Source organism: Rheinheimera nanhaiensis E407-8, assembly GCF_000296695.1.
Lineage (GTDB): Bacteria > Pseudomonadota > Gammaproteobacteria > Enterobacterales > Alteromonadaceae > Alishewanella > Alishewanella nanhaiensis.
Map to the genome: position 1 here is coordinate 75,814 of NZ_BAFK01000002.1, position 22,342 is coordinate 98,155.

26 protein-coding genes are annotated in these 22,342 nt (G+C 48.5%); 11 read left to right on the forward strand and 15 right to left on the reverse strand.

Annotated elements, in window-relative coordinates; all coding sequences use genetic code 11:
* The first annotated feature begins 52 nt into the window (after positions 1-52).
* The 5 genes from RNAN_RS01955 to RNAN_RS01975 all read left to right on the forward strand — a co-directional run bounded on the left by RNAN_RS01955 (position 53) and on the right by RNAN_RS01975 (position 4,336).
* Complete coding sequence (locus tag RNAN_RS01955) at positions 53-649, forward strand: LysE/ArgO family amino acid transporter (protein WP_008218234.1); 597 nt, start codon at positions 53-55, stop codon at positions 647-649.
* 107 nt (positions 650-756) lie between these two features.
* Positions 757-1,122 (forward strand): helix-turn-helix domain-containing protein, encoded by a 366-nt coding sequence (locus RNAN_RS01960; protein ID WP_008218236.1) that lies wholly within the window; start codon positions 757-759, stop codon positions 1,120-1,122.
* Positions 1,119-2,387, forward strand: a complete 1,269-nt coding sequence (locus RNAN_RS01965) for a type II toxin-antitoxin system HipA family toxin (protein WP_081502257.1) — start codon at positions 1,119-1,121, stop codon at positions 2,385-2,387. The genes RNAN_RS01960 and RNAN_RS01965 overlap by 4 nt, the downstream gene beginning before the upstream one ends.
* A 218-nt stretch (positions 2,388-2,605) precedes the next feature.
* On the forward strand, positions 2,606-3,826 hold the full coding sequence (locus RNAN_RS01970) for an alpha/beta hydrolase-fold protein (RefSeq protein ID WP_008218244.1): 1,221 nt from the start codon (positions 2,606-2,608) through the stop codon (positions 3,824-3,826).
* A 234-nt stretch (positions 3,827-4,060) separates the two neighbouring features.
* Entirely contained in the window at positions 4,061-4,336 is a 276-nt protein-coding gene (locus RNAN_RS01975; RefSeq protein ID WP_008218247.1) for a helix-turn-helix domain-containing protein, read from the forward strand.
* Positions 4,337-4,531: 195 nt separating this feature from the next.
* Here the strand turns inward: RNAN_RS01975 and RNAN_RS01980 are convergent, their stop codons facing one another.
* The 3 genes from RNAN_RS01980 to RNAN_RS18825 form a co-directional block, all read right to left on the reverse strand.
* Positions 4,532-5,500 (reverse strand): nucleotidyl transferase AbiEii/AbiGii toxin family protein, encoded by a 969-nt coding sequence (locus tag RNAN_RS01980; RefSeq protein WP_008218249.1) that lies wholly within the window; start codon positions 5,498-5,500, stop codon positions 4,532-4,534.
* A gap of 15 nt (positions 5,501-5,515) precedes the next feature.
* A complete protein-coding gene (locus RNAN_RS01985; RefSeq protein ID WP_008218251.1) occupies positions 5,516-6,256 on the reverse strand; it encodes a DUF6088 family protein in 741 nt (246 codons plus the stop codon).
* A 343-nt stretch (positions 6,257-6,599) separates the two neighbouring features.
* On the reverse strand, positions 6,600-6,737 hold the full coding sequence (locus RNAN_RS18825) for a hypothetical protein (RefSeq protein ID WP_008218253.1): 138 nt from the start codon (positions 6,735-6,737) through the stop codon (positions 6,600-6,602).
* Between the two features lie 104 nt (positions 6,738-6,841).
* Between RNAN_RS18825 and RNAN_RS01995 the strand changes: the two genes are divergently transcribed.
* Both RNAN_RS01995 and RNAN_RS02000 read left to right on the forward strand, forming a co-directional pair.
* Positions 6,842-7,384: a hypothetical protein gene (locus tag RNAN_RS01995; protein WP_040551457.1), complete on the forward strand. Its 543-nt coding sequence runs from the start codon at positions 6,842-6,844 to the stop codon at positions 7,382-7,384.
* The gene (locus RNAN_RS02000) at positions 7,381-7,671 is read left to right on the forward strand and encodes a hypothetical protein (RefSeq protein WP_008218256.1); all 291 of its coding nucleotides are present in this window, start codon (positions 7,381-7,383) and stop codon (positions 7,669-7,671) included. Before RNAN_RS01995 ends, RNAN_RS02000 begins: the two co-directional genes overlap by 4 nt.
* 81 nt (positions 7,672-7,752) lie before the next feature.
* Here the strand turns inward: RNAN_RS02000 and RNAN_RS18830 are convergent, their stop codons facing one another.
* Complete coding sequence (locus tag RNAN_RS18830) at positions 7,753-7,923, reverse strand: helix-turn-helix domain-containing protein (protein ID WP_008218258.1); 171 nt, start codon at positions 7,921-7,923, stop codon at positions 7,753-7,755.
* A 118-nt stretch (positions 7,924-8,041) separates the two neighbouring features.
* On the opposite strand from RNAN_RS18830, the gene RNAN_RS02010 reads away from it, so the two are divergent.
* Positions 8,042-8,296 (forward strand): addiction module protein, encoded by a 255-nt coding sequence (locus RNAN_RS02010; RefSeq protein ID WP_040551458.1) that lies wholly within the window; start codon positions 8,042-8,044, stop codon positions 8,294-8,296.
* On the opposite strand, the gene RNAN_RS02015 is transcribed toward RNAN_RS02010, so the two are convergent.
* Positions 8,293-8,715, reverse strand: a complete 423-nt coding sequence (locus RNAN_RS02015) for a TOBE domain-containing protein (RefSeq protein WP_008218260.1) — start codon at positions 8,713-8,715, stop codon at positions 8,293-8,295. The genes RNAN_RS02010 and RNAN_RS02015 overlap by 4 nt on opposite strands.
* Positions 8,716-8,794: 79 nt before the next feature.
* Here RNAN_RS02015 and RNAN_RS02020 point away from each other — a divergent pair, with 79 nt between their 5' ends.
* Both RNAN_RS02020 and RNAN_RS18590 read left to right on the forward strand, forming a co-directional pair.
* Complete coding sequence (locus RNAN_RS02020) at positions 8,795-10,327, forward strand: carbon-nitrogen hydrolase family protein (protein WP_008218263.1); 1,533 nt, start codon at positions 8,795-8,797, stop codon at positions 10,325-10,327.
* A 295-nt stretch (positions 10,328-10,622) separates the two neighbouring features.
* Positions 10,623-12,038: an alginate export family protein gene (locus tag RNAN_RS18590; protein ID WP_008218265.1), complete on the forward strand. Its 1,416-nt coding sequence runs from the start codon at positions 10,623-10,625 to the stop codon at positions 12,036-12,038.
* A 42-nt stretch (positions 12,039-12,080) separates the two neighbouring features.
* On the opposite strand, the gene RNAN_RS02030 is transcribed toward RNAN_RS18590, so the two are convergent.
* Both RNAN_RS02030 and RNAN_RS02035 read right to left on the reverse strand, forming a co-directional pair.
* The gene (locus RNAN_RS02030; protein WP_008218267.1) at positions 12,081-12,482 is read right to left on the reverse strand and encodes a RidA family protein; all 402 of its coding nucleotides are present in this window, start codon (positions 12,480-12,482) and stop codon (positions 12,081-12,083) included.
* A gap of 43 nt (positions 12,483-12,525) precedes the next feature.
* Entirely contained in the window at positions 12,526-12,924 is a 399-nt protein-coding gene (locus RNAN_RS02035; protein WP_008218268.1) for a RidA family protein, read from the reverse strand.
* A gap of 148 nt (positions 12,925-13,072) precedes the next feature.
* Between RNAN_RS02035 and RNAN_RS02040 the strand changes: the two genes are divergently transcribed.
* Positions 13,073-13,663, forward strand: coding sequence for a TetR/AcrR family transcriptional regulator (locus RNAN_RS02040; protein ID WP_008218269.1), 591 nt, complete (start codon positions 13,073-13,075; stop codon positions 13,661-13,663).
* 37 nt (positions 13,664-13,700) lie between these two features.
* Here RNAN_RS02040 and RNAN_RS02045 read toward each other — a convergent pair whose 3' ends face one another.
* The 8 genes from RNAN_RS02045 to RNAN_RS02080 form a co-directional block, all read right to left on the reverse strand.
* Entirely contained in the window at positions 13,701-14,723 is a 1,023-nt protein-coding gene (locus RNAN_RS02045; RefSeq protein WP_008218271.1) for an Lnb N-terminal periplasmic domain-containing protein, read from the reverse strand.
* Positions 14,724-14,931: 208 nt separating this feature from the next.
* Positions 14,932-15,585 carry an NAD(P)H-binding protein gene (locus tag RNAN_RS02050; RefSeq protein ID WP_008218273.1) on the reverse strand — a complete coding sequence of 218 codons (654 nt, stop codon included), beginning with the start codon at positions 15,583-15,585 and terminating at the stop codon, positions 14,932-14,934.
* Between the two features lie 86 nt (positions 15,586-15,671).
* Positions 15,672-16,412: an SDR family oxidoreductase gene (locus RNAN_RS02055; protein ID WP_008218274.1), complete on the reverse strand. Its 741-nt coding sequence runs from the start codon at positions 16,410-16,412 to the stop codon at positions 15,672-15,674.
* 124 nt (positions 16,413-16,536) lie between these two features.
* Complete coding sequence (locus tag RNAN_RS02060; RefSeq protein ID WP_008218276.1) at positions 16,537-17,226, reverse strand: type 1 glutamine amidotransferase domain-containing protein; 690 nt, start codon at positions 17,224-17,226, stop codon at positions 16,537-16,539.
* A gap of 111 nt (positions 17,227-17,337) precedes the next feature.
* The gene (locus RNAN_RS02065; protein WP_008218278.1) at positions 17,338-17,919 is read right to left on the reverse strand and encodes a TetR/AcrR family transcriptional regulator; all 582 of its coding nucleotides are present in this window, start codon (positions 17,917-17,919) and stop codon (positions 17,338-17,340) included.
* A 114-nt stretch (positions 17,920-18,033) separates the two neighbouring features.
* Positions 18,034-19,272, reverse strand: coding sequence for an MFS transporter (locus RNAN_RS02070; protein ID WP_008218281.1), 1,239 nt, complete (start codon positions 19,270-19,272; stop codon positions 18,034-18,036).
* Between the two features lie 87 nt (positions 19,273-19,359).
* Positions 19,360-20,484: an alkene reductase gene (locus RNAN_RS02075; RefSeq protein ID WP_008218284.1), complete on the reverse strand. Its 1,125-nt coding sequence runs from the start codon at positions 20,482-20,484 to the stop codon at positions 19,360-19,362.
* 98 nt (positions 20,485-20,582) lie between these two features.
* Complete coding sequence (locus RNAN_RS02080) at positions 20,583-22,043, reverse strand: aldehyde dehydrogenase family protein (protein WP_008218286.1); 1,461 nt, start codon at positions 22,041-22,043, stop codon at positions 20,583-20,585.
* Positions 22,044-22,342 lie beyond the last annotated feature (299 nt).

A 22,342-nucleotide genomic window follows, 5' to 3' on the forward strand; every position in this document is an offset into this window, starting at 1 on the left:
ATAGTGGCAAAGGGTATGGTCTGCACCAGGTTTTATAGGGTGAGTTAGCAGCATGACGTTTTTATTGGGGTTTGGTGTCGGTTTAAGTTTAATCGTTGCCATCGGCGCGCAAAATATCTGGGTGTTAAGCCAAAGCATGGCCGGGGCCAACCGGCTGGTTATTGCTACCGTGTGTATTGTCTGTGACTGCCTGCTGATTGTGCTCGGCGTATTTGCCGTGCAGCAAATGCAGCTATGGGTGCCGCCGCTGGTACCGCTATTAACCTGGCTGGGGGTGGCCTTACTGTTGTGGCTGGCGTGGCAGGCAGCCAGCCGCGCCTGGGCTGGCGGCAAAGGCTTGCAAACCGATACCGGTACTCAGGTAATGAGCAACAGCAAAACCGCGCTAACGGCACTGGCCATTACCTTATTAAACCCGCATGTGTATTTAGATACAGTATTTTTAATCGGCGGCGTAGCAAATCAGCAAGCCGCACCGCTATGGTTTATGGCCGGCGCCTGTATGGCATCGCTGCTGTGGTTTTCCTCACTAACCGCTTTGGCGCCCAAGCTTAAAATCTGGCTTAACTCGGCTAAACGCTGGCAGCTATTTGATAGCGCCATCGCGGTGTTGCTTGGCGGTATCGCGCTTAATCTGGCGCTGCAGTAGCCCAGTGCAGTTCTGCTGATCGGTTTTACCGGCCTCGTTATCAGCTTTATAAAGTGGTGCATAGCAAGGAAATACATTTATTGCTTTTTGCTTGATAGGAAACTAATATGTTTCTTATTGATGCAAAAGCAATATATATAACTACTAATATGGTCTCTATTCTGCAACAAATAAAACAGCGCCGGCTGACACTGGGTTTAAAGCAGAACGATATGCTGCTGCGTGTCGGGGTATCACGTCAGCAGTACCAGCGCCTTGAAGCCAAGGGTAACCCTAGATTGAACACTCTTGAGCTGATAGCGCAGGGGCTAAACAGCGAACTGCTGCTGATCCCAAGAGAAAAGCTCAGTGCAGTAATGGATGTACTGGAACAAGAGCCCTCATTGCAACAATCTGCTAAATCTGCCATGGAAAATGCGCAGAAAAGTCTGGCCGATGACCCATGGCAGGACTTATTGGGAGACAACCAATGAGCAGTGGCCTCGTGGACGAGATAAGTGTTTTAAAGTTAACCTTGCACAACAGGTTAGTGGGCTACCTTGCCGGATTTCAAACTGGTAAAAATATATTGAGTTTTGCCGGGGAATTTAAGCAGGATCCTAATCGCCCTACCTTTAGCCTGATAACCCACCCAGCGTTTCCCAGAGCTGAAAAATTAATGGCTGAATCCTGGTCAAGAAACCAAAGGTTGCACCCTATACTATCCAATCTGCTGCCGGAAGGTGCGTTAAGGGAGTTAATAGCACAAGGGCTTAAAGTGCATGTCGACAACGAATTCCATATTCTTTCCTATTTGGGCGCGGATTTGCCTGGTGCTCTGGTAGCTGAGCCTATGGAACCAGACGACGTGCCGGACACCGTGCTTAGCGTACACCACAACGTCAGAGCCGTTAAATTTAATAAAACTGTAACAGAGAACAAGTTTTCGCTGGCGGGTGTGCAGATGAAGTTTTCCATGAAGGAAAAGGATGGACGCTACAACCTGGCCAAAGGTGATGTGTTGGGAGACTGGATAATCAAAACACCGTCGACCAAACATAAAAATGTACCGCTGAACGAGTACACTGCAATGAAACTTGCAGCACTAATTGGCATCGACATTCCCGACATCAAGCTGGTTGAACTGAATAAACTGGACAACCTTCCGCCGATAAATCTGCCTGATGAAAAGCTGGCCTTTGCGATAAAACGGTTTGATCGCAACGATAATATCCGTATTCACATGGAAGATTTTGCCCAGGTATTAGTGAAGTATCCGCATGAAAAATACCAATCGGCAAACTATGAGCAAATTGGCAAGATTATCTATGATTTTTCCGGAGATGGCCTGGCTGACGCGCAACAATTTGCCAGACGGCTGTTGGGCAATATCCTGCTAGCCAACGGCGATGCGCACCTGAAAAATTGGAGCTTGCTCTATGCTGATCAAGTCACGCCACGGCTGTCACCGGCTTACGACATCGTCACAACCAGTGTATATATTGACGGCGAACGGCACTTTGCCCTTAATTTAGGCAAAACCAAACAATGGTACGACGTTTCGCTGGCAAACTTTCAGTTGTGGGCTGACCGCGCCGGCATCCCATGGCGAGCCATTAAACCTCATCTGGATGATGCAATAGCAAAAGCCAGAAGCCTTTGGCCGGATGCCATCAACGACCTGCCAATGCATGACGATCACAAACGTAAGCTAAAGCAGCACTGGCGCAATTTGACAGAAGATTTTCAGATCAAATGAAATGGCCAGTTGCTCTGCGTCACGCAATGCCAAACGGGGCGCAAGCCTAACAGTATCAGCTTCAGCAATGCGCTGACTGGCGGTATTGTGCTTAAAGTTAGCCCAATGGTGGCAACGGTTTTTACTGGCAGGTAAGTTGTTGAGCAATATATTGACTTCTTCCGCGCAGAGGCCTGAATCACTCAGTATTTCAATATATAAGCTTGTATGTTAACGCTATGAAAAATATTGAAATAAATGGAAAAATAATGACAAAAAGGAATATTGCCAAGAGCATCGCTGCATTTATCGTTTTTTCAGTGATGACGTCATCTGTTTTTGAGCAGCAGGCGTCAGGTGCCAGTGGTGACTACACACTGCTGACAGAAACACTGCACTCTGCCGTGCTCAACGAGAGCCGAACCATTACAGTACAACTTCCCAAAAGCTATGCTTCCACGCCCAACAAAAAGTATCCGGTTATCTATCGGCTTGATGGTAAAGGCAATATCCCGCTTATTACGGCGGTTTTAGAAAAACTGCAAGACGCAAGCGCTGCGCCTGAGGTGATCATTGTTGCAATTGAAAATACCGACAGGATGCGGGATTTGTTTCCAACCGTTAATCAAGAGCCACAGGGCCCGGTCGGTATCGGCGGCGGAGCGCCAAAGTTCTTAACTTTTATAGAAAAAGAACTTATCCCTTTCGTGGACAAAAAATACCGTACGCATAACTTTAAAGTTATTGCCGGGGCGTCTGCCGCTGGCGTATTCGTACTTTATGCTCTGCAAACCAAGCCTGAGCTTTTTCAGGCGCATTTGGCCTACAGTGCCGCAGTTTGGTGGGATCACGGCGCATCGGTAAAAAGCACAAAAGCCTTTATGGCTAACACAAAAAACCTAGACAACTATTTATACATGAACATTGGTGAAGAAAGCGGCTTTATGCGACATCGCTATGACGATTTGCAACACTTCATGTCGTCTAATACGCCCAAGGGCTTAACCTTTATTAGTGAAGAGTTCGCCACTGTGCCACACGGCTTAACATCAGTTGCCGGTATTTTTAACGCCTATCACCAGCTGTTCTTACCGTTGCGTATGCCGCTGCGCGCCTTTACCAGCGACACCCGCTCTATTGCCGATTATTACAACCGGCTGTCGCAGCAATATGGCGAACAAACTTCGCCGCCGGAATGGCTGGTACGCGAGCTGGGTTACCACTTCGTCAATACCGGCAATCTTGAACAAGCTATTAAGCTGTTTGAATACGGCATAACGCTCTATCCCGACAAACCAGATGCTTACAACGGTCTGGCTTATGGCTACGAGCAGGGCGAGCGGTACGAAGAGTCACTCGCACAGGTCAACAAAGCGCTCGCGTTAGCGGCGCAGGGCTATGATGGCTATGACGTTTACCTGGCCCGAAAAGAGCAGTTACTTAAACTATTGGCGCAGTAAACGCCAGATCAGAGCCTGCTTTAGACGCCCTGTAAACAATGTCGCTAATTCACTTATAGCGGCTAAAGCGATTGCAGGGGCAGGTTTAATTTTGTTCTGACCCCCAATAGCTACTGACCCCCAATAGCTACAGTTTACTGGCCGCCAATGAGCAACAGATACAAAAAGATATACAGGCAGGTTTATTAATAGAGGTCGGTAGTGAAAGATAATAGACTTGAAAGAATTCAGCAGATGGCAGAACATTTTCATCAAACGGGCACCATCGATAAAGTCACAATGCGGCAAATCAATGCGCTGACAGAGCAGGCAAAACCGCCGCAAATGAGTGCGGAAGATATCCGGACTTTACGGATACGCGAAGGCATTAGCCAGGGCGTGTTGGCTACCATTCTGAATATGAGCAGTGAAAGTGTGCAGAAGTGGGAGCAGGGTAAATCCAAACCACAAGGTGCGGCCCTGCGTTTATTGTCCATCATCCAGCGCAACGGTGTAAAAGCCGTTATTTAACTGATTAACCATCAAGGCAAACCAGCGTTATCCAGCCAACTAAGATTATGCTATTTAAATGCTTGACCAAGTGTGTTTTTTCGGTAAATTTAACAGCTGGTTTAAGGTTAAATCAGTTCTTTATTTTGTTGTGGTAGGGAATGGTAAAAGCAATACCAGACCCTGGGTGCTCGATAGTACTAAAATGTGTTTAGTCTATTTTCCGTCAAATGCCGTAAGCTGGCTCAATATTAGTTTGGTTGTATCGAATAGTGATTCTGGTGAAGGTAGAACTTCACCTACAACCATTTTCTTAAAATCACCATGATAGGTGACCTCAAGTTGCCCCCAAATAGATTCAAGATCGTAAAATACAATGGCTTGTGCCAGCGGTTGATCGAACCAAGGCACTGAAGTAAAAGTGCGTCGATCACTTTCAATCACTCTAATTGCCATATCTGTAAAGCCATTTGATAGTAAAAATTTCTTCGTAAATTCATCATTTATCAGAAAATGGATATCGTACAAATGACGAATTTTATTGTTTATGTTATTGATATGATTGTCACCATAGGAGGCTTTAATCATTCCCATGATTTTTTCACAGAGCGTTCTGGAGGTGCATAGAACATTCATTTCAAAAGGTTCAAGTGAGTATTGAGCAATTACCTCTTGGCGACCAGTAGATATAAGAAAATCAGCTACATAACTAGAGATCTGCATCATTCTATGAGGTTCAGGATCAGCGAATGCGTTGACCTCAAGTAACAGACTGTTGGTAATTTGGCCTTGTGGTTCAACTGTCTCATCTAGCCTAGGATACTGGAAACGAATCTTGCGGAAATGTGAGTTTTTCGTTGTATCAGGTGATTCAATTTCTTCAAAACATTCTGGCAATATAGTACAAGCTTTTTTGACTTGTCTTCTAACTTGATTTGTAGATAAAGAGTCAGTAAAAACAGCAATATCAACGTCTTCGGAGAATCGAGAGATCAAGCCATACGCTTTGCTTAACGACGTGCCGCCTTTAAAAACAATATTTTTGCTAATATCAGAGTTGGCCAATGCTTTAAGAGCGAGAGTTACCCAGTAATCCTTTTCCACATACGTCATCGGTAAAGAAAGATGTTGCGCAGTAGCACGGATAGCCTCTTCGAAAATCCCTCTATCGTTATGTAATTCCACTAATTTACCTTTATTCTATTTGCTAAATATAAGATGCCAGTGCTTTTTAGCATTTGGCATTTTATATGAATAGGAAAAGTAATATGTGGACGTCGGGTTTAATGACCTATATAGCTTTTCACTAAAATGATGTAAATAATGCTCTAGAAATGTGCCAAGTAACGCTTTTGTTCTTTCGGAATATGCTTCTGTGGCGATGCCTTCCATCTCTTCTATTGAAGATTGAGAAAATTGTTTCAATTTTAAACTCAACTTACTAGAAACGTCGTCTACATTGGCATCAGGAATTCGTTCGATGTTATTCAACACATCTAAAAATTGCAGTAACTCTATATTGCTACTAGTAACACCCTTGTATCGAGCAGGAATAGTAGTTATACGTAACCCTGAAAGATTTGCTTTTTCCTGTTTTGATGTTGCTGTAGCAACGGTTACTTCCGCAGGAACTTGAGTGGTTAATCCCCAACGATAATAGAGAGCAGGTCCTGTGACATAACCAACAGTACGACTTTCACGCTTGGTGAAATATTGGATGACTTCACTTTCCTTAGGAGCCATTGGCCCAAACCGACCAACTTCAGCCTTATAGAAAAGCCCTTTTTTAACTTTGATTAATCCAAGCTTACTGACATTGCGATTTACAGCTTTAACTACCGCATCGCTATGTTCTGCATACACATCAAGATCCTGATAAGAAAACAACTTACCCGGTTTGATATGTTCGATTTCTTTATAAACGGATTTTGCAATAGTCATAGATATCTCCAGATAATGAGATTCTATTCCGATGCACCGGAAAATGTCCAGTTTTTTGAAAAAAAAAAAGACATTTTTGTTGTAAAAGACAGATGGCGCATCAGCGTCGCCTGTTGTAGCTTAGCTAGAATATGCTCTGCTCGCTCAGCGCTGAAGGATGAGACTTGCCATATACTTCAGCTAACTTCGAGCGAGAGACATAGGTGTAAATTTGTGTAGTCTAAATATAAGCGTGCCTCAACATCTCCCACTTCAGCACCTCAGGGGCAGGTTTTGCTTTTTGCCACTCAAAAAAGCAGCACAGAGACGCTGATAACTTCCGTTTAAATGTACCACTAAGACATTAAACAAACATCGCCGCCGGTATACCAAACCGCTTGGATAAAGCGCGGGTACAGCCGGGCGTTAGCGAGCGCTTGCCGCTGAGTATTTCTGATACCAGCGATTTACCACCTATTTCCTGCTGAAAATCACTTTGCATAAGGCCGTGCAGCGTGGCTATGACTTAGAAAAGAATCTTGTGGTATCGTAATTATTGCTAACGTATAGTTAACGCAAATTATCCATTTCAGCAAAGGAACTGTTATGAACCTGGCTCATCAACATGCCGAGAATAAATACCAATCATTCAGAACACATGCCATTGCGGCGGCTCAAGCTGCACTACCACAACACTTTCAGGATTCCGTGTCACTAAGAAATATCGATACCGAAGCGTTGCAACAGGCCAGGATCTGGGAAGCTCGCAGGCAAATTTTGGGAACTCCAGTGCCGTGGTCTTTTGCCAGAAGTTATCCAGCGTGGAGCTCCCGTCACCCGAACAGACTGGATGTTGCCACCTGGAGTAGAACTACACTTTGCGGGCTGGCAATTGGCATTCCAACAAAAACCGGAAAATCAATGCGGCTAGATGTCATAGAAGCCAATCCCGACCAAACACCCTGTTCAGGCCAGGTTTTCACTATTGCGATGACCGCTTTTGAAGCCTATGCTGACGCTATTGGCGCGACACAAATTAAGATTATGCGCCCGTTAAATCAGCGGCTCATTTCGTTGTACCAACAAAAAGGCTTTATTTATCAGAAAAGCAAAGGTAGCAACCCCGAGCATTTGTGGAGATGGTTATGAGTGAAAAAAACTCTGTGAAACCCAGGCCGGTGCATAGTAAACAGCCTGAACCACGCCCTGAACCTGGTACACCAGAATTTGAAGCCTGGCTACTTAAACGTGCCAAAGAACGGGCGGCTGAATATTTTTCGGGTGACTACGATTTGGGTGATGATGAACGCGGCATACTTGCCGGTGGCTATGAGCGTTTACTGATGTCTGATGAGGAGCTTGCTGAAGAAGAAGAAGCTATGGAGCAAGCCCAAAAGCAAGAGCGGCGTAAACACCTTAAACCTGTTAATAAATAACGGCTCTTGATTCTCAAACCTTGGGAGCAGGTTTTAAATTTTGCATTTTATTGCCTGCCTCTTAAATGTGCTTGGAAGCAATTAAACAAACATAGCCGCTGGTATACCAAACCGCTTGGACAATGCCCGGATATGGCCGAGTGTTAGCGAGCGCTTGCCGCTGAGTATTTGTGATACCAGCGATTTACCGCCTATCTCCTGCTGAAAATCACTTTGCGTCAGGCCGTGCTGATCTATCAGTTGCCGCAACATGGCTATGCCCGGGTCTAAATCTTCTATCCGCTGATTTGCATTGCAGTCTGCAAAATTTGGTGTAAGTCCGTGTCAGCGTGTAGACTATTCAAACAAATAATTTGCTGCTGGGGTATTTATGTTACCTGCCACTAAGCTGATTGAATCTGAGGCGCTTTCTCTTCCTGTGTCAGAACGTGCAGAACTGGTTGTGCATCTGCTGAACAGTCTGGAACCCCGCCCAACGGCTGCTCCTGCTCAGGTTGAAAATATCTGGGTGCACGAGGCCAATCGACGTTACCAGTCCTACCTGCACGGAGAGGAGGAGTCTTATTCTGCTGACGAAGTTTTCTCAGAATTACGGACAGATGACGATTTAAGCCAATTTAGTTAATCCAACGCTACCGCTTTTATCTGCGCATAGACTTGCTGCCCAACCTTTAACCCCAATCGCTCTACCGATTGTTTAGTTAGCAGTGCCTGCAGTGGCTGGCCTGCCAGTGTTAGCTGCACCAGGGTTTCGGCCGGGTGGGGGGCGTTGTTAAAGCCGCTGATGCTGACTTGCAACTGATTGCTGACTGAGCTGTCGTTAAGTGGCGTCAGGCTAAGCGCGACATCGCGCGCCTGAATACGTAAGCGGTAGCAAGTGGGGGAGTAGTTAACGCTATCGCTATGTAGCGGTGCCGGTAGTTGCAACTGCTGTTGGCCAAGGCTGAGTTTAAGCAGGTGGTTAGTGCTGCCGTGGCTTTTGGCATGCAATAGCGACATAGCGCCGATAGCGGCTAGTTGTGGTTGTAGCAATTGCTGTTGCAACGGGCCTTGGCTGTGAATGCGACCATGTTGCGTCAGGCTGTGTTACCCTTAATACAGTACTGCAACCACAGGAGAGCTTATGGAAGCCAATCATGTTGAAGTGCGTCATCTGACCCATGAGGATATGACGGCGCTGCGTAAAGCGTCTGAGCAGGTGTATCAGGATGCACCTTTACTTGCCTGGACTGAGCCGGTGGTTAATACGCTGCTGACCAAGTTTCCGGAAGGCCAGCTGTGTGTTTGTGTCGATGGCAAGGTAGTAGGCTGCGCCTTTTCGCTGATTATTGATTACAGCAAATTTGGTGACGAGCATACTTATGATCAAATCGTCACTGGCTTTTCTTTTAAAAACCATGACCCTAACGGTGATGTGCTGTACGGCATAGAAGTGTTTATTCACCCCGATTACCGCGGCCTGCGCCTGGCGCGGCGCTTGTACGATGCCCGCAAAGAGCTGTGCGAAAATCTGAATTTACGCGCCATTATGGCTGGCGGCCGGATGCCGAACTATAACGAATATGCCGACAAAATGAGTGCCAAGCAATATATTGAAAAAGTGAAGGTGCGGGAAATTCATGATCCGGTACTGAGCTTTCAGCTGGCCAATGGTTTTCATGTGCGTAAGTTACTTAAAGGCTATCTGCGCGGTGATACCCAGTCACAGGAATATGCTACCTTGCTGGAGTGGGCCAATATTTACTATACCAAGTCGGTTAAACTGATTAATGCCCCTAAAGCAGAGGTGCGTTTAGGCCTGGTGCAGTGGCAAATGCGCAATATGAAAGATATAAACCAGTTGTTTGCGCAAATGGAGTTTTTTGTTGATGCGGTATCTGATTACAAAAGCGATTTTATTCTGTTTCCTGAACTGTTTGCCGCGCCTTTAATGGAGCATTACAACCATTTAAGCGTGACCGAAAGCATTCGCCAGCTGGCAAAATACACTGAAACCATCCGTGATAAGTTTGTCGAATTTGCCATTGCCTATAACATTAACATCATCACCGGCAGCATGCCGTATCTGATAGATGGCAAGCTGTATAACAGCGGCTTTTTATGTCGCCGCGATGGCAGCTGGGAGCAGTATGACAAAGTACATGTAACCCCGGCAGAAAAACGTAACTGGGCGATGACCGGCGGCAGTAAGGTTGAAGTGTTTGACACCGATTGCGGCAAAATTGGCATTATGATTTGCTACGACGTCGAGTTTCCGGAATACGCCCGGCTGTTGTCCGATCAGGGCATGAATATTTTGTTTGTACCATTTTTAACCGATACGCAAAACGGTTATACCCGGGTGCGCCACTGCGCTATGGCCCGCGCGATAGAAAACGAATGTTATGTTGCTATTGCCGGGGCGGTGGGGAATTTGGCGCGGGTGAATAATATGGATATTCAGTATGCGCAGTCGGCGCTGTTTACGCCATCGGATTTTGCCTTTCCGACCACCGGCATTAAAGCCGAGGCCACGCCTAACTCTGAGATGCTGCTGATTGTTGATGTCGACCTGGATGCGCTAAAAGAGCTGCACACCCATGGCAGTGTTAATACCATGAAAGACCGGCGCCATGATGTGTATCAGTTGTCTTTGGTTAAGCCACTGAAGAAATAGCAGTGCAGCAAGCAAAAGGGCAGCGCTTGTCGCTCAATTTTCGCTTTCATTTGTGCATTAGGCCTGCTTTGCTACTGCTGTGCACCCTTTGCAAGGGGCGTTGGCACCGTTATTACTGCGCCAGCGCGGCAGGCGAACAACCTTACATGCTGAATAAACGAAAGTTAGGTTTCGTTTATTCTAATTTGGTCGTGTCGTTATCTGTCCTATAGTGCAGGGTACAGCGAACAACTACTTAAGACAAAATCGCTAAACACGGTTTTACTGAGTGGGTTGTTAAACAGAGGCAAGCACAGTGCAGCATAATCAGTATTCTGCGCTGTGTGGGGTGGAAATGTTGATTAGATTCTATGTTGCGTTGCAAAAAATCTGCTTAAGTGTTGCCGGCGTTGTTGTCATGACAGTGACCGCTTCGGCAAGCTCTCCACCAGCTTACGAGCGACTGCGGCAAGATGAAAATTGGTCTGCTTGGTGTCGTGACAACCCCGATAGCGAGTACCCATACAAATGTTTGCGTCCGACAAAGGAGAGTTTGCTCAGTGTCGGGGGGGAAGGCCGCTGGCGATATGCGGTCACAAACGGTGCGAATTGGCAGGATGACACCGATGGTAGCGATGGCGCATTCCTGCAACGCTATGTTGTGTTTGCAGACTGGCGTCTTTCGCCTTCTGTTCGAATTTATACCCAGCTGTACAGTGCGCTGTCGGCAGGATTAGAACAGGGTCCATCTCCTTTAGATGAAAACCGGTTGAGTTTTCAACAGGTATTTGTTCAGTTCTCAGATGATGAACGTTGGCAAGTGAGGCTGGGCCGGCAAGAGCTTGCTTTTGGAACAGGCCGTTTAGTTGACGCACGAGAAGGACCAAACGTGCGGCGCCGCTATGACGCGTTACGGCTGACGTCACAGGTTAAATCCTGGCAGATAGACGCTTTCGTTGGCCGCCCGTGGCAAACTTTCCAAGGTAGCTTTGATGACAGATTAGATCATAAGCAGGCTTTTTGGGGTATTTACGCGGTTAACGATGATGATGAGTGGCACAACCTTGACCTTTACTACCTTGGTTATAGAAATGATGAAGCCAATTATTTGCAAGGGAGTGGTGCAGAGCACAGGCACACTTTAGGCACCCGATTGGCGGGAACAAGCGGGGGGCTAACCCTTAATTGGGAACTGGCGTTCCAGTTTGGCCGGTTTAATGAGCAGGATATCAGGGCCTGGACCATTGCTGCAGATACCCGTTTTGCGTTGAAGCGTTACCCATTGACCAGTGTAGGGGTCTCTGCAAATGTTGCCAGCGGCGATAAAAATCCGGACGATAATACCTTGGGGACTTTTAATCCACTGTTTCCCAGAGGGAATTATTTTTCAGAATTAGCGCTCCTTGGTCCGAGAAATTTCTATAACGTTCAACCGTATCTTACTTTTCAACCGCATTCCGCCGTTGAGGTTACCTCTGCCGTCAATTTTTATTGGCGCTTGTCTACTGAGGATGGCGTCTATGGCCCGGGCGGTAATTTATTAAACGTAGACAGTACGTCAGACAGGCGTTACGTGGCGACAGAGTTTTCTCTCAGTACAAAAGTCAGCTTAACGGACGCAACAACATTGTCACTGGTTTATGGCCGCTCTTTTCCTGCGGCTCTGGTGCAACAAACCGGTAACCGGGGGGAGACGGATTATGTGGAGTTTACCGCTAAAGTGCTGTTTTGATTGCAATTAGACTACGGGCCCGTTGGTCTACTTATCGCAAAATCAAGCAATGATAGCGGTTACCCGTATTTCGATACGCATCTCTGGCAACCCTAAAGATTCCACGCCCAGCTGTGTCCATATCGGCGCATGGTTAGGCATGTAGTGGCGATAGAGTTTAGTCATGGTTACATTCACTATTGGCGGGAAGCCACCGACATGATAGGAGTTAACGTGTACAACGTGCTGCCAACTCGCACCGGCAGTGGCCAGTGTACGCTCCACATTGTGGAATGCCTGAGCGATTTCTTCTTCAACCGAGGCTGGTATCTTTAAATCATCATCCCAGCCGCCCTGGCCTGAGGTTTCTACACGATTGCCGATTTTTAAGGCTTGCGAGTAATGTAAAGCTTTCAGCATGGTTTCGCCGTAGCCAGGGGTGACTAATAATGTTGGTTTTTCCATGGTATTTCTCCGTTAGTTGCTTAATTTGGCAGGTTTACAATGCTCAATTTTTTGTGGGAATACGTGCGATAACTTTGATTTCGAAATCAAAGCCGGACAGCCAGGTTACGCCAACTGCAGTCCAGTTTGGGTAGGGGGCCGACGGAAACATCTTTTGTTTTACCGCCATAATTGTATCGAACTGGTGTTGAGGATCGGTATGGAATGTTGTGACATCGACAATATCATTGAGCGTGCACCCTGCAGCACTTAGCGTGGCTTGCAGGTTAGCAAACGCCAATTCAACCTGGCGTTTAAAGTCGGGCTCTGGCTTGCCATCGGGCAGGCTGCCTACTTGCCCTGAGACAAATAGCAAATCGCCGGATTTAATAGCGGCTGAGTAAGCATGTTGCTCGTAAAGAGCATGTCTGCCCTCAGGAGTGATGATTTCACGTTTAGTCATTTTGAAACCTCGGTACATTGATATTTGCAGACTGTGCTATGCGCCGTGCATAAAAATAATTTAATATACACGCCGTATGTATGGTATTTCACATTCGTGTCGTATGTCAATTTAATTTATACGTGTCGTATGTCAAAGTGGGGTTACGATGAATCAACGTTTGAAAACTATGGCTGAGAACCGGGCAAAGCTGATCTTAGCCGCTCGAAAAGCTTTTGCAGAAAAAGGCTATGCAGCCTCATCAATGGATGATTTAACCGCCGATGTTGGCTTGACACGCGGTGCGCTTTATCACAACTTCGGCGACAAACGTGGATTGTTGGCGGCAGTTGTTGAGCAAATTGATTCAGAAATGGCGGCTCATGCTAAAAAAGCCCGGGCAAAGGCGGGTGATGGTTGGCAGGGGCTTCTGGCTGAAGGTGTAGCTTATATCGAGCTTGCTCTTGACCCTGAGGTACAGCGCATAGTGCTGCTGGATGGCCCGGCAGTTTTGGGCGATCCATCACAGTGGCCAAGTCAGAGTAGTTGTCTGGAGTCAACAAAGCTGATTGTTGAAAGGTTAATTGCTGAGGGAACATTAAAACAAATTGATGCTGAAGCTGCGGCGCGTTTGCTCAATGGTGCGGCGCTTAACGCCGCATTGTGGGTTGCAGCAAGTGCAGCCCCGCAGGACGTGCTACCAAAAGCTGTTGCAGCGTTTTCTGCACTGGCGACGGGGCTGCTGAAAGCGCCTGCTTGAGTAAACACAAAGTCTAATAATAAGTGTGTAATTGAATTCATGGGGTGTTTTTAGCCGACGCCCCTGGCACTCCCATGCGGATGATTCGGGAGAAGTTGTGTTTTTCTGCAGCGTCACTTTCTTTGGCACGGGCATTGATATACCCCAGTTCCTGTAATTGTGTATAGCTATACTCAGGTATCAATGCGCCTAAATCGTAAGCATACTCGGCAAAGTGGCCTGATAACACCAGCCGGTAATCCAGCGGGAGCTCAGGTGCTATCTGGCGGGCTAAATCAAACACTATTGTTGTGCAGTTGCTGGTTAAGCTGTTGTAAAAATCAGGTTCAGTGCGCAGCGTCTCAGCAGCCTCTAAGTAGCCCAGAAACAGCGTCCGCAGTTGCTCCGGGTTCATGGTCAGACGATACAGGTAAACGTCTTCATTACGCGCGTTGCTGCGGGTGCGAATGATGTCCTGCTCATCTGCGGCGATGATCACCTGCTCAAACTGGCGAAAAAAGCCGCCGATAGCGGAGAACGACTCATGACGTTCTTTACGTATCTCCATAGAAAAAGCAAGTTGCCGGCCATCGTTAAAACCGAATGAAACCAGCGTATGCGCAATGTGCGGCCCCATCCAGTATGAGAGGATCAGATCGGCAGAAACCAGCTGGTTCAAATTGTAATGGCGGGTTTCCCAGTTAGGTGTGTAATCAGTTTCAGTACGCCAGTCGAAATTACGGACATTATGCAGCGTGATTTGATCACCCTGTATTTCGGCTTGCAGCAGATAAGCAACATCATCGGCCCAATCCCGTTGGTGCGAAGGCGGAATGTTGTACCACCAAACCAGTAACAGCGTGGCCGACAGCGTATAAGCGCCAAGTAAACTGCGGCGGTAGCGTGCTTGATAACGCCAGAAAAGCGTGAAAGCAGAAATTGCACCCAGCAGGCCCCAGACGCCTAATACTATCAAACCAAGAGCGGTAAACTGGCGGGGTAGCTGAAACCACAATGCCAGGCAACCCCAGGCCGTTGCTACGAGCACTATCAGACCAACTACTGTTTGTCCCCATCGCATACACTTTCTCCATTTACCGCGTTTTACTTAGCTTATCCTCTAAGCTTGTTTCCGGCTATCTGCAATTGATATACATAAGTATAGGTTTGGGCTATCAAGGGAACGAGCCCGGCAGCAGGTACTTATCGGGGCTGCGGTATATTTATTCAGCAGGCGGTAGCAAGCTCTGCGCCTTGATAAAGCATAATGCGCCGTGCTGCAATGTTATTCAGTTGGAAGAAATGGTTCCAACCGCTTTTGGTATCGGCGTACTTCCCTCCGTCAGTTCAAGTATCTTTCGGCTTACTGCGGGTGTGTGGATTAGCTCTGCGAGCGTTGCCGCAACATCGTCACGGCGAACCTCAGTATGAATTTGTGCGACACCAAGGCTAATCGTTCCTGTGCCGGGATCGTTTTTCAGGGCGGATGGACGCAAGATAACCCAGTCCAGGTCGCTTTTTGAGAGCGCGATGTCGGCCTGTTTTTTCACCATGATGTAATGTTCGAAGCCTTCATCCATGTGCCTTTCACGCCATGCCTCGGGAAATACCGAAACAAGAAAGAAACGCTTGATGCCTGCCAGCTTGGCCGCCGCGATTGACTTGGTAACGCCTTCGCCGTCAATCGCTTTGGTCATCGCATGACTATCGCCACCAGCGCCTGCGCTGAAAACAATAGTATCACTTCCGCGCATGGCGTCAGCCAACTGCCGTGGCTCAATGCTCACAAGATCGCCTAAGGTGGCTGTTACACCAATGCTATTAAGTGCCTTAGTCTGGTTTGGGCTTCTGTAGAGGCCATTAACTTCATCACCACCTAGCTTAAGGATACGTGCCAGACGAAATCCTATCCCGCCGGTAATTCCAACAATAAAAATCTTCATCTTAGTTTCTCCTTATCAACCCCCTTATTGCCGGCAGTTAAGCACTTGAACGTCAAGCGCGTAACGCCGGACACAGCGCTGGTTAATCAGAACTCTTGCTTAGTCGGACGCAGCACAATTTCATTGATATCGACATCGGCCGGTTGCTCAATGGCAAATGCAATGGCGCGTGCCACTGAACTGGCCGGAATAGCGTCTTTGTAAAAATTCAACACGGTTTCAGCGGCAGTGCCGGAAGTGCTGTATTTAAGATCGCTGTCAACTGCACCAGGCTGAATAGAGGTGACGCGGATTTTCTCGCCGACTTCCTGCCGTAACCCGTCAGAGATGGCCCGAACTGCAAACTTGGTACCCGAATATACAGTGCCGCCGGGTGCGAAAACCTTGATACCGGCTACTGAACTCAGGTTAATAATATGGCCACTCTCTTGTGCAATGAAGCGCGGCAGCACGGCGGCGATGCCATACAATGTGCCTTTAAGGTTTACATCGATCATTGCATCCCACTCGTCGGTATTGACTTCGGCCATGGGGCGGATCGGCATCAAGCCGGCGTTATTGATCAGAACGTCAATCTTGCCAAAATCAGCAACCACAGCGGCCACAGTCGCCTCTACCTGCGCTTTGTTTGTTACGTCAAGCTCATAGGCCCGGCCAGTACCACCACTGGCGTTAATATCGTTAACCACTTCATCAAGTTTAGTTTTACGGCGGGCGGCTACAGCCACTTTTGCGCCGCGGGAAGCAAGAAAGCGTGCAGTTTCAGCGCCCAGGCCAGTGCTGCCGCCGGTGATCAGGATAACTTTGTTTTCAATACCGTTGCTCATAAAATCGCCTTTTCGTAGTGGGGTGATGTTTTGGAATTTATCAATGAGTCATCCTCAAACCCCAGTTGCACGCTACGGTTGCTCGTGGCAGGGGTAGAGGGTGACTGCTGGTAAAAAACACTTATTATTTCGTGCTATTACTTAACTGTGCGATTAACGCCTCAGCGGCAGGTGCTGATGATGCCGGGTTCTGACCAGTGATTAACAGGCCATCGCTAACAACATAAGGAGCCCAATCTTCGCCCTTCAGGAAGATGCCGCCTTTGGCGGTAAAGTCATCTTCAATCAGAAATGGCACCACGTCAGTTAAGCCGACAGCCGCTTCTTCACTGTTGGTAAATCCGGTGACTTTTTTACCTTCAACCAGCGGACGGCCATCAGCTGTCCTGACGTGGCGCAGCACGCCAGGTGCATGACATACCAGAGCAACGGGTTTAGCCGCAGCAAAGAAAGACTGGATCAACGCAATTGAGTGTTTGTCTTCAGCCAGATCCCACAGCGGGCCGTGCCCACCCGGATAGAATACTGTGTCGAAGTCAGCCTGTGACACGCTGTCCAGGCGCACGGTGCTGGCAAGTTGTGCCTGAGCATCAGCATCAGCTTCAAAACGACGGGTCAGTTCGGTCTGAAAGGCCGGCTCGTTACTTTTGGGATCAAGTGGCGGCTGGCCACCTTTAGGTGATGCTAATACGATCTCGGCTCCGGCATCTTTGAAGGTATAGTAGGGAGCAGCCAGCTCTTCAAGCCAAAAGCCTGTTTTGCGGCCGGTATTACCCAGTTGGTCGTGTGAAGTTAAAACCATTAATACTTTCATGTTGTGTCTCCAGTTTGCTAGTTAAGTAGTACATTTATATTAGACCGGTCGTATTTTGATTTGATTCAAAAAAACACTTCAAACGAAGTGATTTTTAAAACCTTTCCCCGGTCAGGTGGAAAGGTTAAGAACCTGGCGAGTTGTCCGCATGGCCGTCTCAAAAGGTTGCTTGGTGCGTACAATTTTCACCATCACACTAGCGCCAAGCCATAACTGATACAGGCTTTGTGCTGTGCTATAGGGATCACCGTCGATTGAAAGTGAACCTTCTTTCATACCTGTTTCAATAGCCCGCGCCAAACGCTCGATAATTCCGGCGGTGCCGCGTTTGAGCGCCAATCGCATTGCTTCTGATAAGTCTGCGACTTCTGCGCCTAGTTTGACCGCAAGGCATTTGCCCTGACAGTCGAAGGAAACCTGGTTATCTTGCCAGTCCTGCCAATAATTCATCAGGCGTTCTGCCATTGTCTGCGCAGGCTGATTGAGTGTCCGGTCAAGCTCGGCAAGATACTCCTCAAAATAGCTTTCCAGCATCGCTTCTCCGAACGCTTCCTTTGAACCAAAGTAATGGTAAAAAGAGCCTTTCGGCACGCCAGCCGTCGCCAGTATTTCATTTAAACCAACACCCGAGAAACCTTTGCCAGCGATAATACGTTGGCCTGTAGCAAGGATGTTTTCACGTACATCAGACATGTTGTGTGTAGCTCCAGCGTTAATGTGCGTTACTTTAACTCAAAATAGACAAGTCGTCTAGTAATTGTTTTAAATAATTTTAACGTCCTGCACAGGCTTAGTTCTATCTGTACTTTAGGGTGAAATCAGTACCTTATTATTGCGGTTAGGTTTAAGAAAAGGTGTAACGAGCAACATTACCGCACCTATAACTACCAGCACCCACAACGATAGATGAAAACTGTCGCCCAGGTCCCGTAAAAATCCAACTAACAAAGGCCCTACGGCGGCCACTATATAACTGGGTAGCATAACAAAAGCACTCCAGGCACCCGCTTCCTCCGGAGTAGAGGCATTATCCAGCGGCAGCGTCATCGCGAGGGTGAAAGCACCGCCTGTGCCAAATGCCGCCAGCGGAACCCATAACATGGGTAAGGTGTTAGGTGCCACGGCTATAGCGAGGCTGCCCAGCAGAGCAATACCGGCACTTACAGCCAAAACTATACGCCGATCTTCGTTTCGGCTGATAAAGCCAAACAGTGGCGTGGCCACCATAAAGCCCAGGGTATAGCCTGCTAAAATCATGCCCGCTGCGGTTGGTGTGTTACCAAGTTCTATATATATCGGCGCAAGCCAGGCGATCATGGCGTAAAACACCAAATTGTTACAAGCAAAAAACAGCGCAATCAGCCAGGCAGTCGGGTTACGTAAAGGCAGACGAGGTGCCACAGACAAGGCTCCGGATGCACGTTTCTGACGCCCGTTACGCTCAATAAACAGCCAGGCACCGATAGCTAACGCAACGGGTAGCACCCAGAATCCGGCAGCCCAACGCCAATTTTCCGCAGCTTCAGCCAAAGGGCCGGTAGAGGCCGCTGCCAGGGTGCTGCCCAGTGCTATGGATGTTGTATAAAGTCCCATAAATATAGCAACTTTGGTCGGAAAACGGGCTTTGACATAACCGGATAGCAAAGTGCCGGCGATAGCAATACCGGCTCCTACGCCGGCAGTTGCGAAGAACAACTGTCCGATTGATCCGACTAAGGTTCTCAAGCCAATCGAAGCGCCCAGCACGAGCAGTGCGGCCAGAATGACACGGTCGCGACCAAAGCGATGAGCGAGCCAGGGCGCGGGTATAGCCAAAGCTCCCATCAGCAAGGTCGGGATACTGGTTAAAAGCGCGGCTTGAATATAGCTTAACCCCAGCTCCTGTATGATTGCCGGTAGTAAGGGGCCAATAGAGACAATACCCGGGCGCAGCGTTAGCGCCACCAGTACAATACATAAAACGGCTATTGCAATAGATGGTCCCTTGGCTTCTTCAAGCAATGGGTTTACCGCCGTTTGGGGTAAGGTTTTGCACTGCACTAACATACTCAAATCTCCAATCAGTTGTGTGCGACACCGGCGTCGCGCTTTCAATTGCCATTGATAAAGCGCGGTTATGCCCGGTGGCTTGTGTTAGTCACGATACGCCGGGTAATCGGTAAGCCCTTGCTCAGCACCACCATAAACAGTGGCGGGATCGACAGAATTCAACGGCCAACCATTGGCTATTCTTGTCGGCAAGTCCGGATTGGCGATAAAGGGGCGGCCAAAGGCCACGAGATCGCCCAGCCCGGAGTCAATCAAGCGCTCTGCGCGCTCTGCGGTATAACGACCGGCGTAGATAATGCAGCCACTGAACGTCTGACGAACCGCACGGCGAAAGGATTCAGGCAGGTCCGGTGCGTTGTCCCAGTCGGCTTCGGCAATGGATAAGTAAGCTACGCCGGCGGCTTCCAATACCTTGATCGCTTCGACGTATGTGGTATGCGGGTCTTCTTCAACCAAGCCAATGTAAACCCGGTCCTGCTCTGTACTGGTAAACAGCGGTGTGAAACGTACCCCCAGACGATCAGCGCCAACGGCGTCCGCTACGGCAGCGACTATCTCGCGCAAAAAGCGCAAACGGTTATGCAGCGAGCCGCCATATTCGTCATCACGCTGGTTGGCGTGGGCCGAGATAAACTGATTAACCAGATAGCCGTTAGCGGCATGAATTTCTACCCCGTCGAAACCGGCTGCAATCGCATTGCGGGCGGCCTGAGCATACTGCGCGACCAACTGCTGGATCTCTGTTACGCTAAGCGCACGCGGCACCGGTGGCTGAACCAGTTCGCCAGTGCCCGGGCCGGTTTGGATAAAGGCTTTGACTTTCTGAGCCTGGATGGCCGAAGGTGCTACCGGAGCTTCGCCGCCGGGTTGCAGCTCGTTGTGTGAAACGCGTCCGACATGCCATAGCTGGGCAAAAATAACGCCGCCTTCGGCATGTACTGCCTCTGTCACTTTACGCCAGCCGTCAATTTGCGCCTGAGTGTAAATACCGGGCGTCCAGGCATAGCCTTGGCCACGCGGCTCGATTTGGGTGCCTTCGCTAACCATAAAGCCGGCGCTGGCGCGTTGACGGTAATAAGTGGCCATCAGTTCGGTGGCAATATCGCCCGGCTGAGCGCTGCGTTGCCTTGTAAGAGGCGGCAGCACGATACGATTTTTTAACGTGTGGCGCCCCAGGTTAATTGAGGTAAAAAGCTTTTGGTGTTTCATGTTCTGTGTCCTATCTATATTGAGTGTGTTAGCTAACCGTTGGGTGCGCGAACGGGAAAAGCGGATACACAGAGGTATCCGCTACGTCATACCAATGATCAGAATGATTTTTTGATCAACAGGGTTTTGGGATTGGTAAACAACAGGCGTCCTTCATGGCCTTGCTCTGTGCCAATACCTGACTGCTTGTGACCACCGAAAGGAATATCCACGCCCTGGGTATGGATTTCGTTCACCCATACCATGCCTGCTTCTACCCGATTCGCGACGGCAACCGCGGCCTTGGTATCACGCCCCCAAACCGAGCCGCCTAAGCCGTAGATAGAGGCGTTGGCACGATTCACAGCGTCGTCGATATCGTCATAAACGATAATTGGGATGATAGGACCGAATTGCTCTTCCTGAACGATTTTGCTGTGCTCTGGCGGGTTGTCGACAACGGTGATCGGGAAGAAGTAGCCAGACTGCGTTTCGTCAATATCACCACCAAATGCAATCTTCTGACCGTTTGCCTTGATGTCGTCAAGGAAGGTTTTTAGCTTGTCAAACTGCATCTGGTTTTGCACTGGCCCCAGACCAACTTCCGGATCAAGACCGTCGCCAACTTTCACTGTTTTGGCGTAGTCAACGAAAGCAGCTACGAAATCGGCATGGAATGAGCGGTGGATGTAAAGCCGCTTAATACCCACACACCACTGGCCCTGGTTACCAAAGGCGCCCCAGAAAAGCTGTGGGATAATGGCTTTGTAGTCTGCATCTGGCAGGACTATTGCTGCATCGTTGCCGCCAAGTTCCAGGGTTACGCGCTTAACGGTTCCGGCCGCCGAACGCAGCACGTGCTTGCCGGTTTCTGTTGAACCGGTGAAGCTAATCTTGGCAATATCCGGGTGGTTAGTCATCTGTGGGCCTAAGTGATCACCACCAGATACGACAGACAGGACACCGGCAGGAAGTACGCTTTGTGCTATCTGACCAAAACGCAAAGCCGTTAACGGCGTATATGGCGTGGGTTTAAGTACAAAGGTGTTACCGGTGATCAGGGCAGGTGCCACTTTCCACAGGGCAAGCAGCACGGGGAAATTCCAGGGTGTGATGCCACCTACAACGCCAAGCGGAACATGGTGCAGCTCAACGACATGCGAGTCGTTTTCTTCAACAATTTCAACCGGAATACGACGAGCCGCAATCTGGCGGATATAGGAGATAGCCTGATCGACTTCTGGCGCAGCCATGCTATTAAGTGGTTTGCCTTGCTCTAAGGTTAACAGGCGAACCAGCTCATCGCGGTGTTGCTGTAATGCGTCAGCATAGCGATCCAAATAGACCTGACGCTCGTCATAGCTGATGGCTGACCACGTTTTAAATGCCGTTTTGGCCGCAGTGATGGCTGCTTCAAGTTGTTCGGCTGAGGCTGCTGGTGCTTTAGCAAACACCTTGCCGGTTGCCGGGTTGATTACATCAAAACTGTCTTTGGCCTCTACCAGCTTGCCAGCGATGCTCAGATAGTAGGGACCATCGAAAATACTGACACTGTGTGATGTTTGTGCTGCTGTGGACATAAATATACTCCTGATTATAGCGTTTTCCGTTTGGTAGCTATCTTCATTGGTAGCCACCTGGCGGGTGATAGGTGTTAACAGCGCCCGACATTGGGCTTGCCTGCGACGGACAGCGCTTCTGGACACATGCAGGGAAACGGGGAATGTTTTGCATTGCGCTAGAATAGACCAGTCGTCTTGGTGTCATCTTAGACCGGTCGTCTATAGTTTGCAACTGATAAATACACGACTAATTAAAAAATTCAGAAATGGCTTTACTGGTGCGCCGTGCTTTTTACGCCATCTTGGTAGCTAAACGG

Coding starts and splice junctions, on each gene's coding strand:
- RNAN_RS02030 (WP_008218267.1), bottom strand. CDS start 12,482: ATGGAAAAACCAACATTATTAGTCACCCCTGGCTACGGCGAAACCATG.
- RNAN_RS02035 (WP_008218268.1), bottom strand. CDS start 12,924: ATGACTAAACGTGAAATCATCACTCCTGAGGGCAGACATGCTCTTTAC.
- RNAN_RS01985 (WP_008218251.1), bottom strand. CDS start 6,256: ATGACTATTGCAAAATCCGTTTATAAAGAAATCGAACATATCAAACCG.
- RNAN_RS02080 (WP_008218286.1), bottom strand. CDS start 22,043: ATGTCCACAGCAGCACAAACATCACACAGTGTCAGTATTTTCGATGGT.
- RNAN_RS02010 (WP_040551458.1), top strand. CDS start 8,042: ATGTTACCTGCCACTAAGCTGATTGAATCTGAGGCGCTTTCTCTTCCT.
- RNAN_RS01960 (WP_008218236.1), top strand. CDS start 757: ATGTTTCTTATTGATGCAAAAGCAATATATATAACTACTAATATGGTC.
- RNAN_RS01955 (WP_008218234.1), top strand. CDS start 53: ATGACGTTTTTATTGGGGTTTGGTGTCGGTTTAAGTTTAATCGTTGCC.
- RNAN_RS02000 (WP_008218256.1), top strand. CDS start 7,381: ATGAGTGAAAAAAACTCTGTGAAACCCAGGCCGGTGCATAGTAAACAG.
- RNAN_RS02045 (WP_008218271.1), bottom strand. CDS start 14,723: ATGCGATGGGGACAAACAGTAGTTGGTCTGATAGTGCTCGTAGCAACG.
- RNAN_RS01995 (WP_040551457.1), top strand. CDS start 6,842: ATGAACCTGGCTCATCAACATGCCGAGAATAAATACCAATCATTCAGA.
- RNAN_RS02060 (WP_008218276.1), bottom strand. CDS start 17,226: ATGAAAGTATTAATGGTTTTAACTTCACACGACCAACTGGGTAATACC.
- RNAN_RS02040 (WP_008218269.1), top strand. CDS start 13,073: ATGAATCAACGTTTGAAAACTATGGCTGAGAACCGGGCAAAGCTGATC.
- RNAN_RS02050 (WP_008218273.1), bottom strand. CDS start 15,585: ATGAAGATTTTTATTGTTGGAATTACCGGCGGGATAGGATTTCGTCTG.
- RNAN_RS02055 (WP_008218274.1), bottom strand. CDS start 16,412: ATGAGCAACGGTATTGAAAACAAAGTTATCCTGATCACCGGCGGCAGC.
- RNAN_RS01970 (WP_008218244.1), top strand. CDS start 2,606: ATGAAAAATATTGAAATAAATGGAAAAATAATGACAAAAAGGAATATT.
- RNAN_RS01965 (WP_081502257.1), top strand. CDS start 1,119: ATGAGCAGTGGCCTCGTGGACGAGATAAGTGTTTTAAAGTTAACCTTG.
- RNAN_RS02065 (WP_008218278.1), bottom strand. CDS start 17,919: ATGTCTGATGTACGTGAAAACATCCTTGCTACAGGCCAACGTATTATC.
- RNAN_RS02075 (WP_008218284.1), bottom strand. CDS start 20,484: ATGAAACACCAAAAGCTTTTTACCTCAATTAACCTGGGGCGCCACACG.
- RNAN_RS01975 (WP_008218247.1), top strand. CDS start 4,061: ATGGCAGAACATTTTCATCAAACGGGCACCATCGATAAAGTCACAATG.
- RNAN_RS02020 (WP_008218263.1), top strand. CDS start 8,795: ATGGAAGCCAATCATGTTGAAGTGCGTCATCTGACCCATGAGGATATG.
- RNAN_RS18825 (WP_008218253.1), bottom strand. CDS start 6,737: ATGCAAAGTGATTTTCAGCAGGAAATAGGTGGTAAATCGCTGGTATCA.
- RNAN_RS18830 (WP_008218258.1), bottom strand. CDS start 7,923: ATGTTGCGGCAACTGATAGATCAGCACGGCCTGACGCAAAGTGATTTT.
- RNAN_RS02070 (WP_008218281.1), bottom strand. CDS start 19,272: ATGTTAGTGCAGTGCAAAACCTTACCCCAAACGGCGGTAAACCCATTG.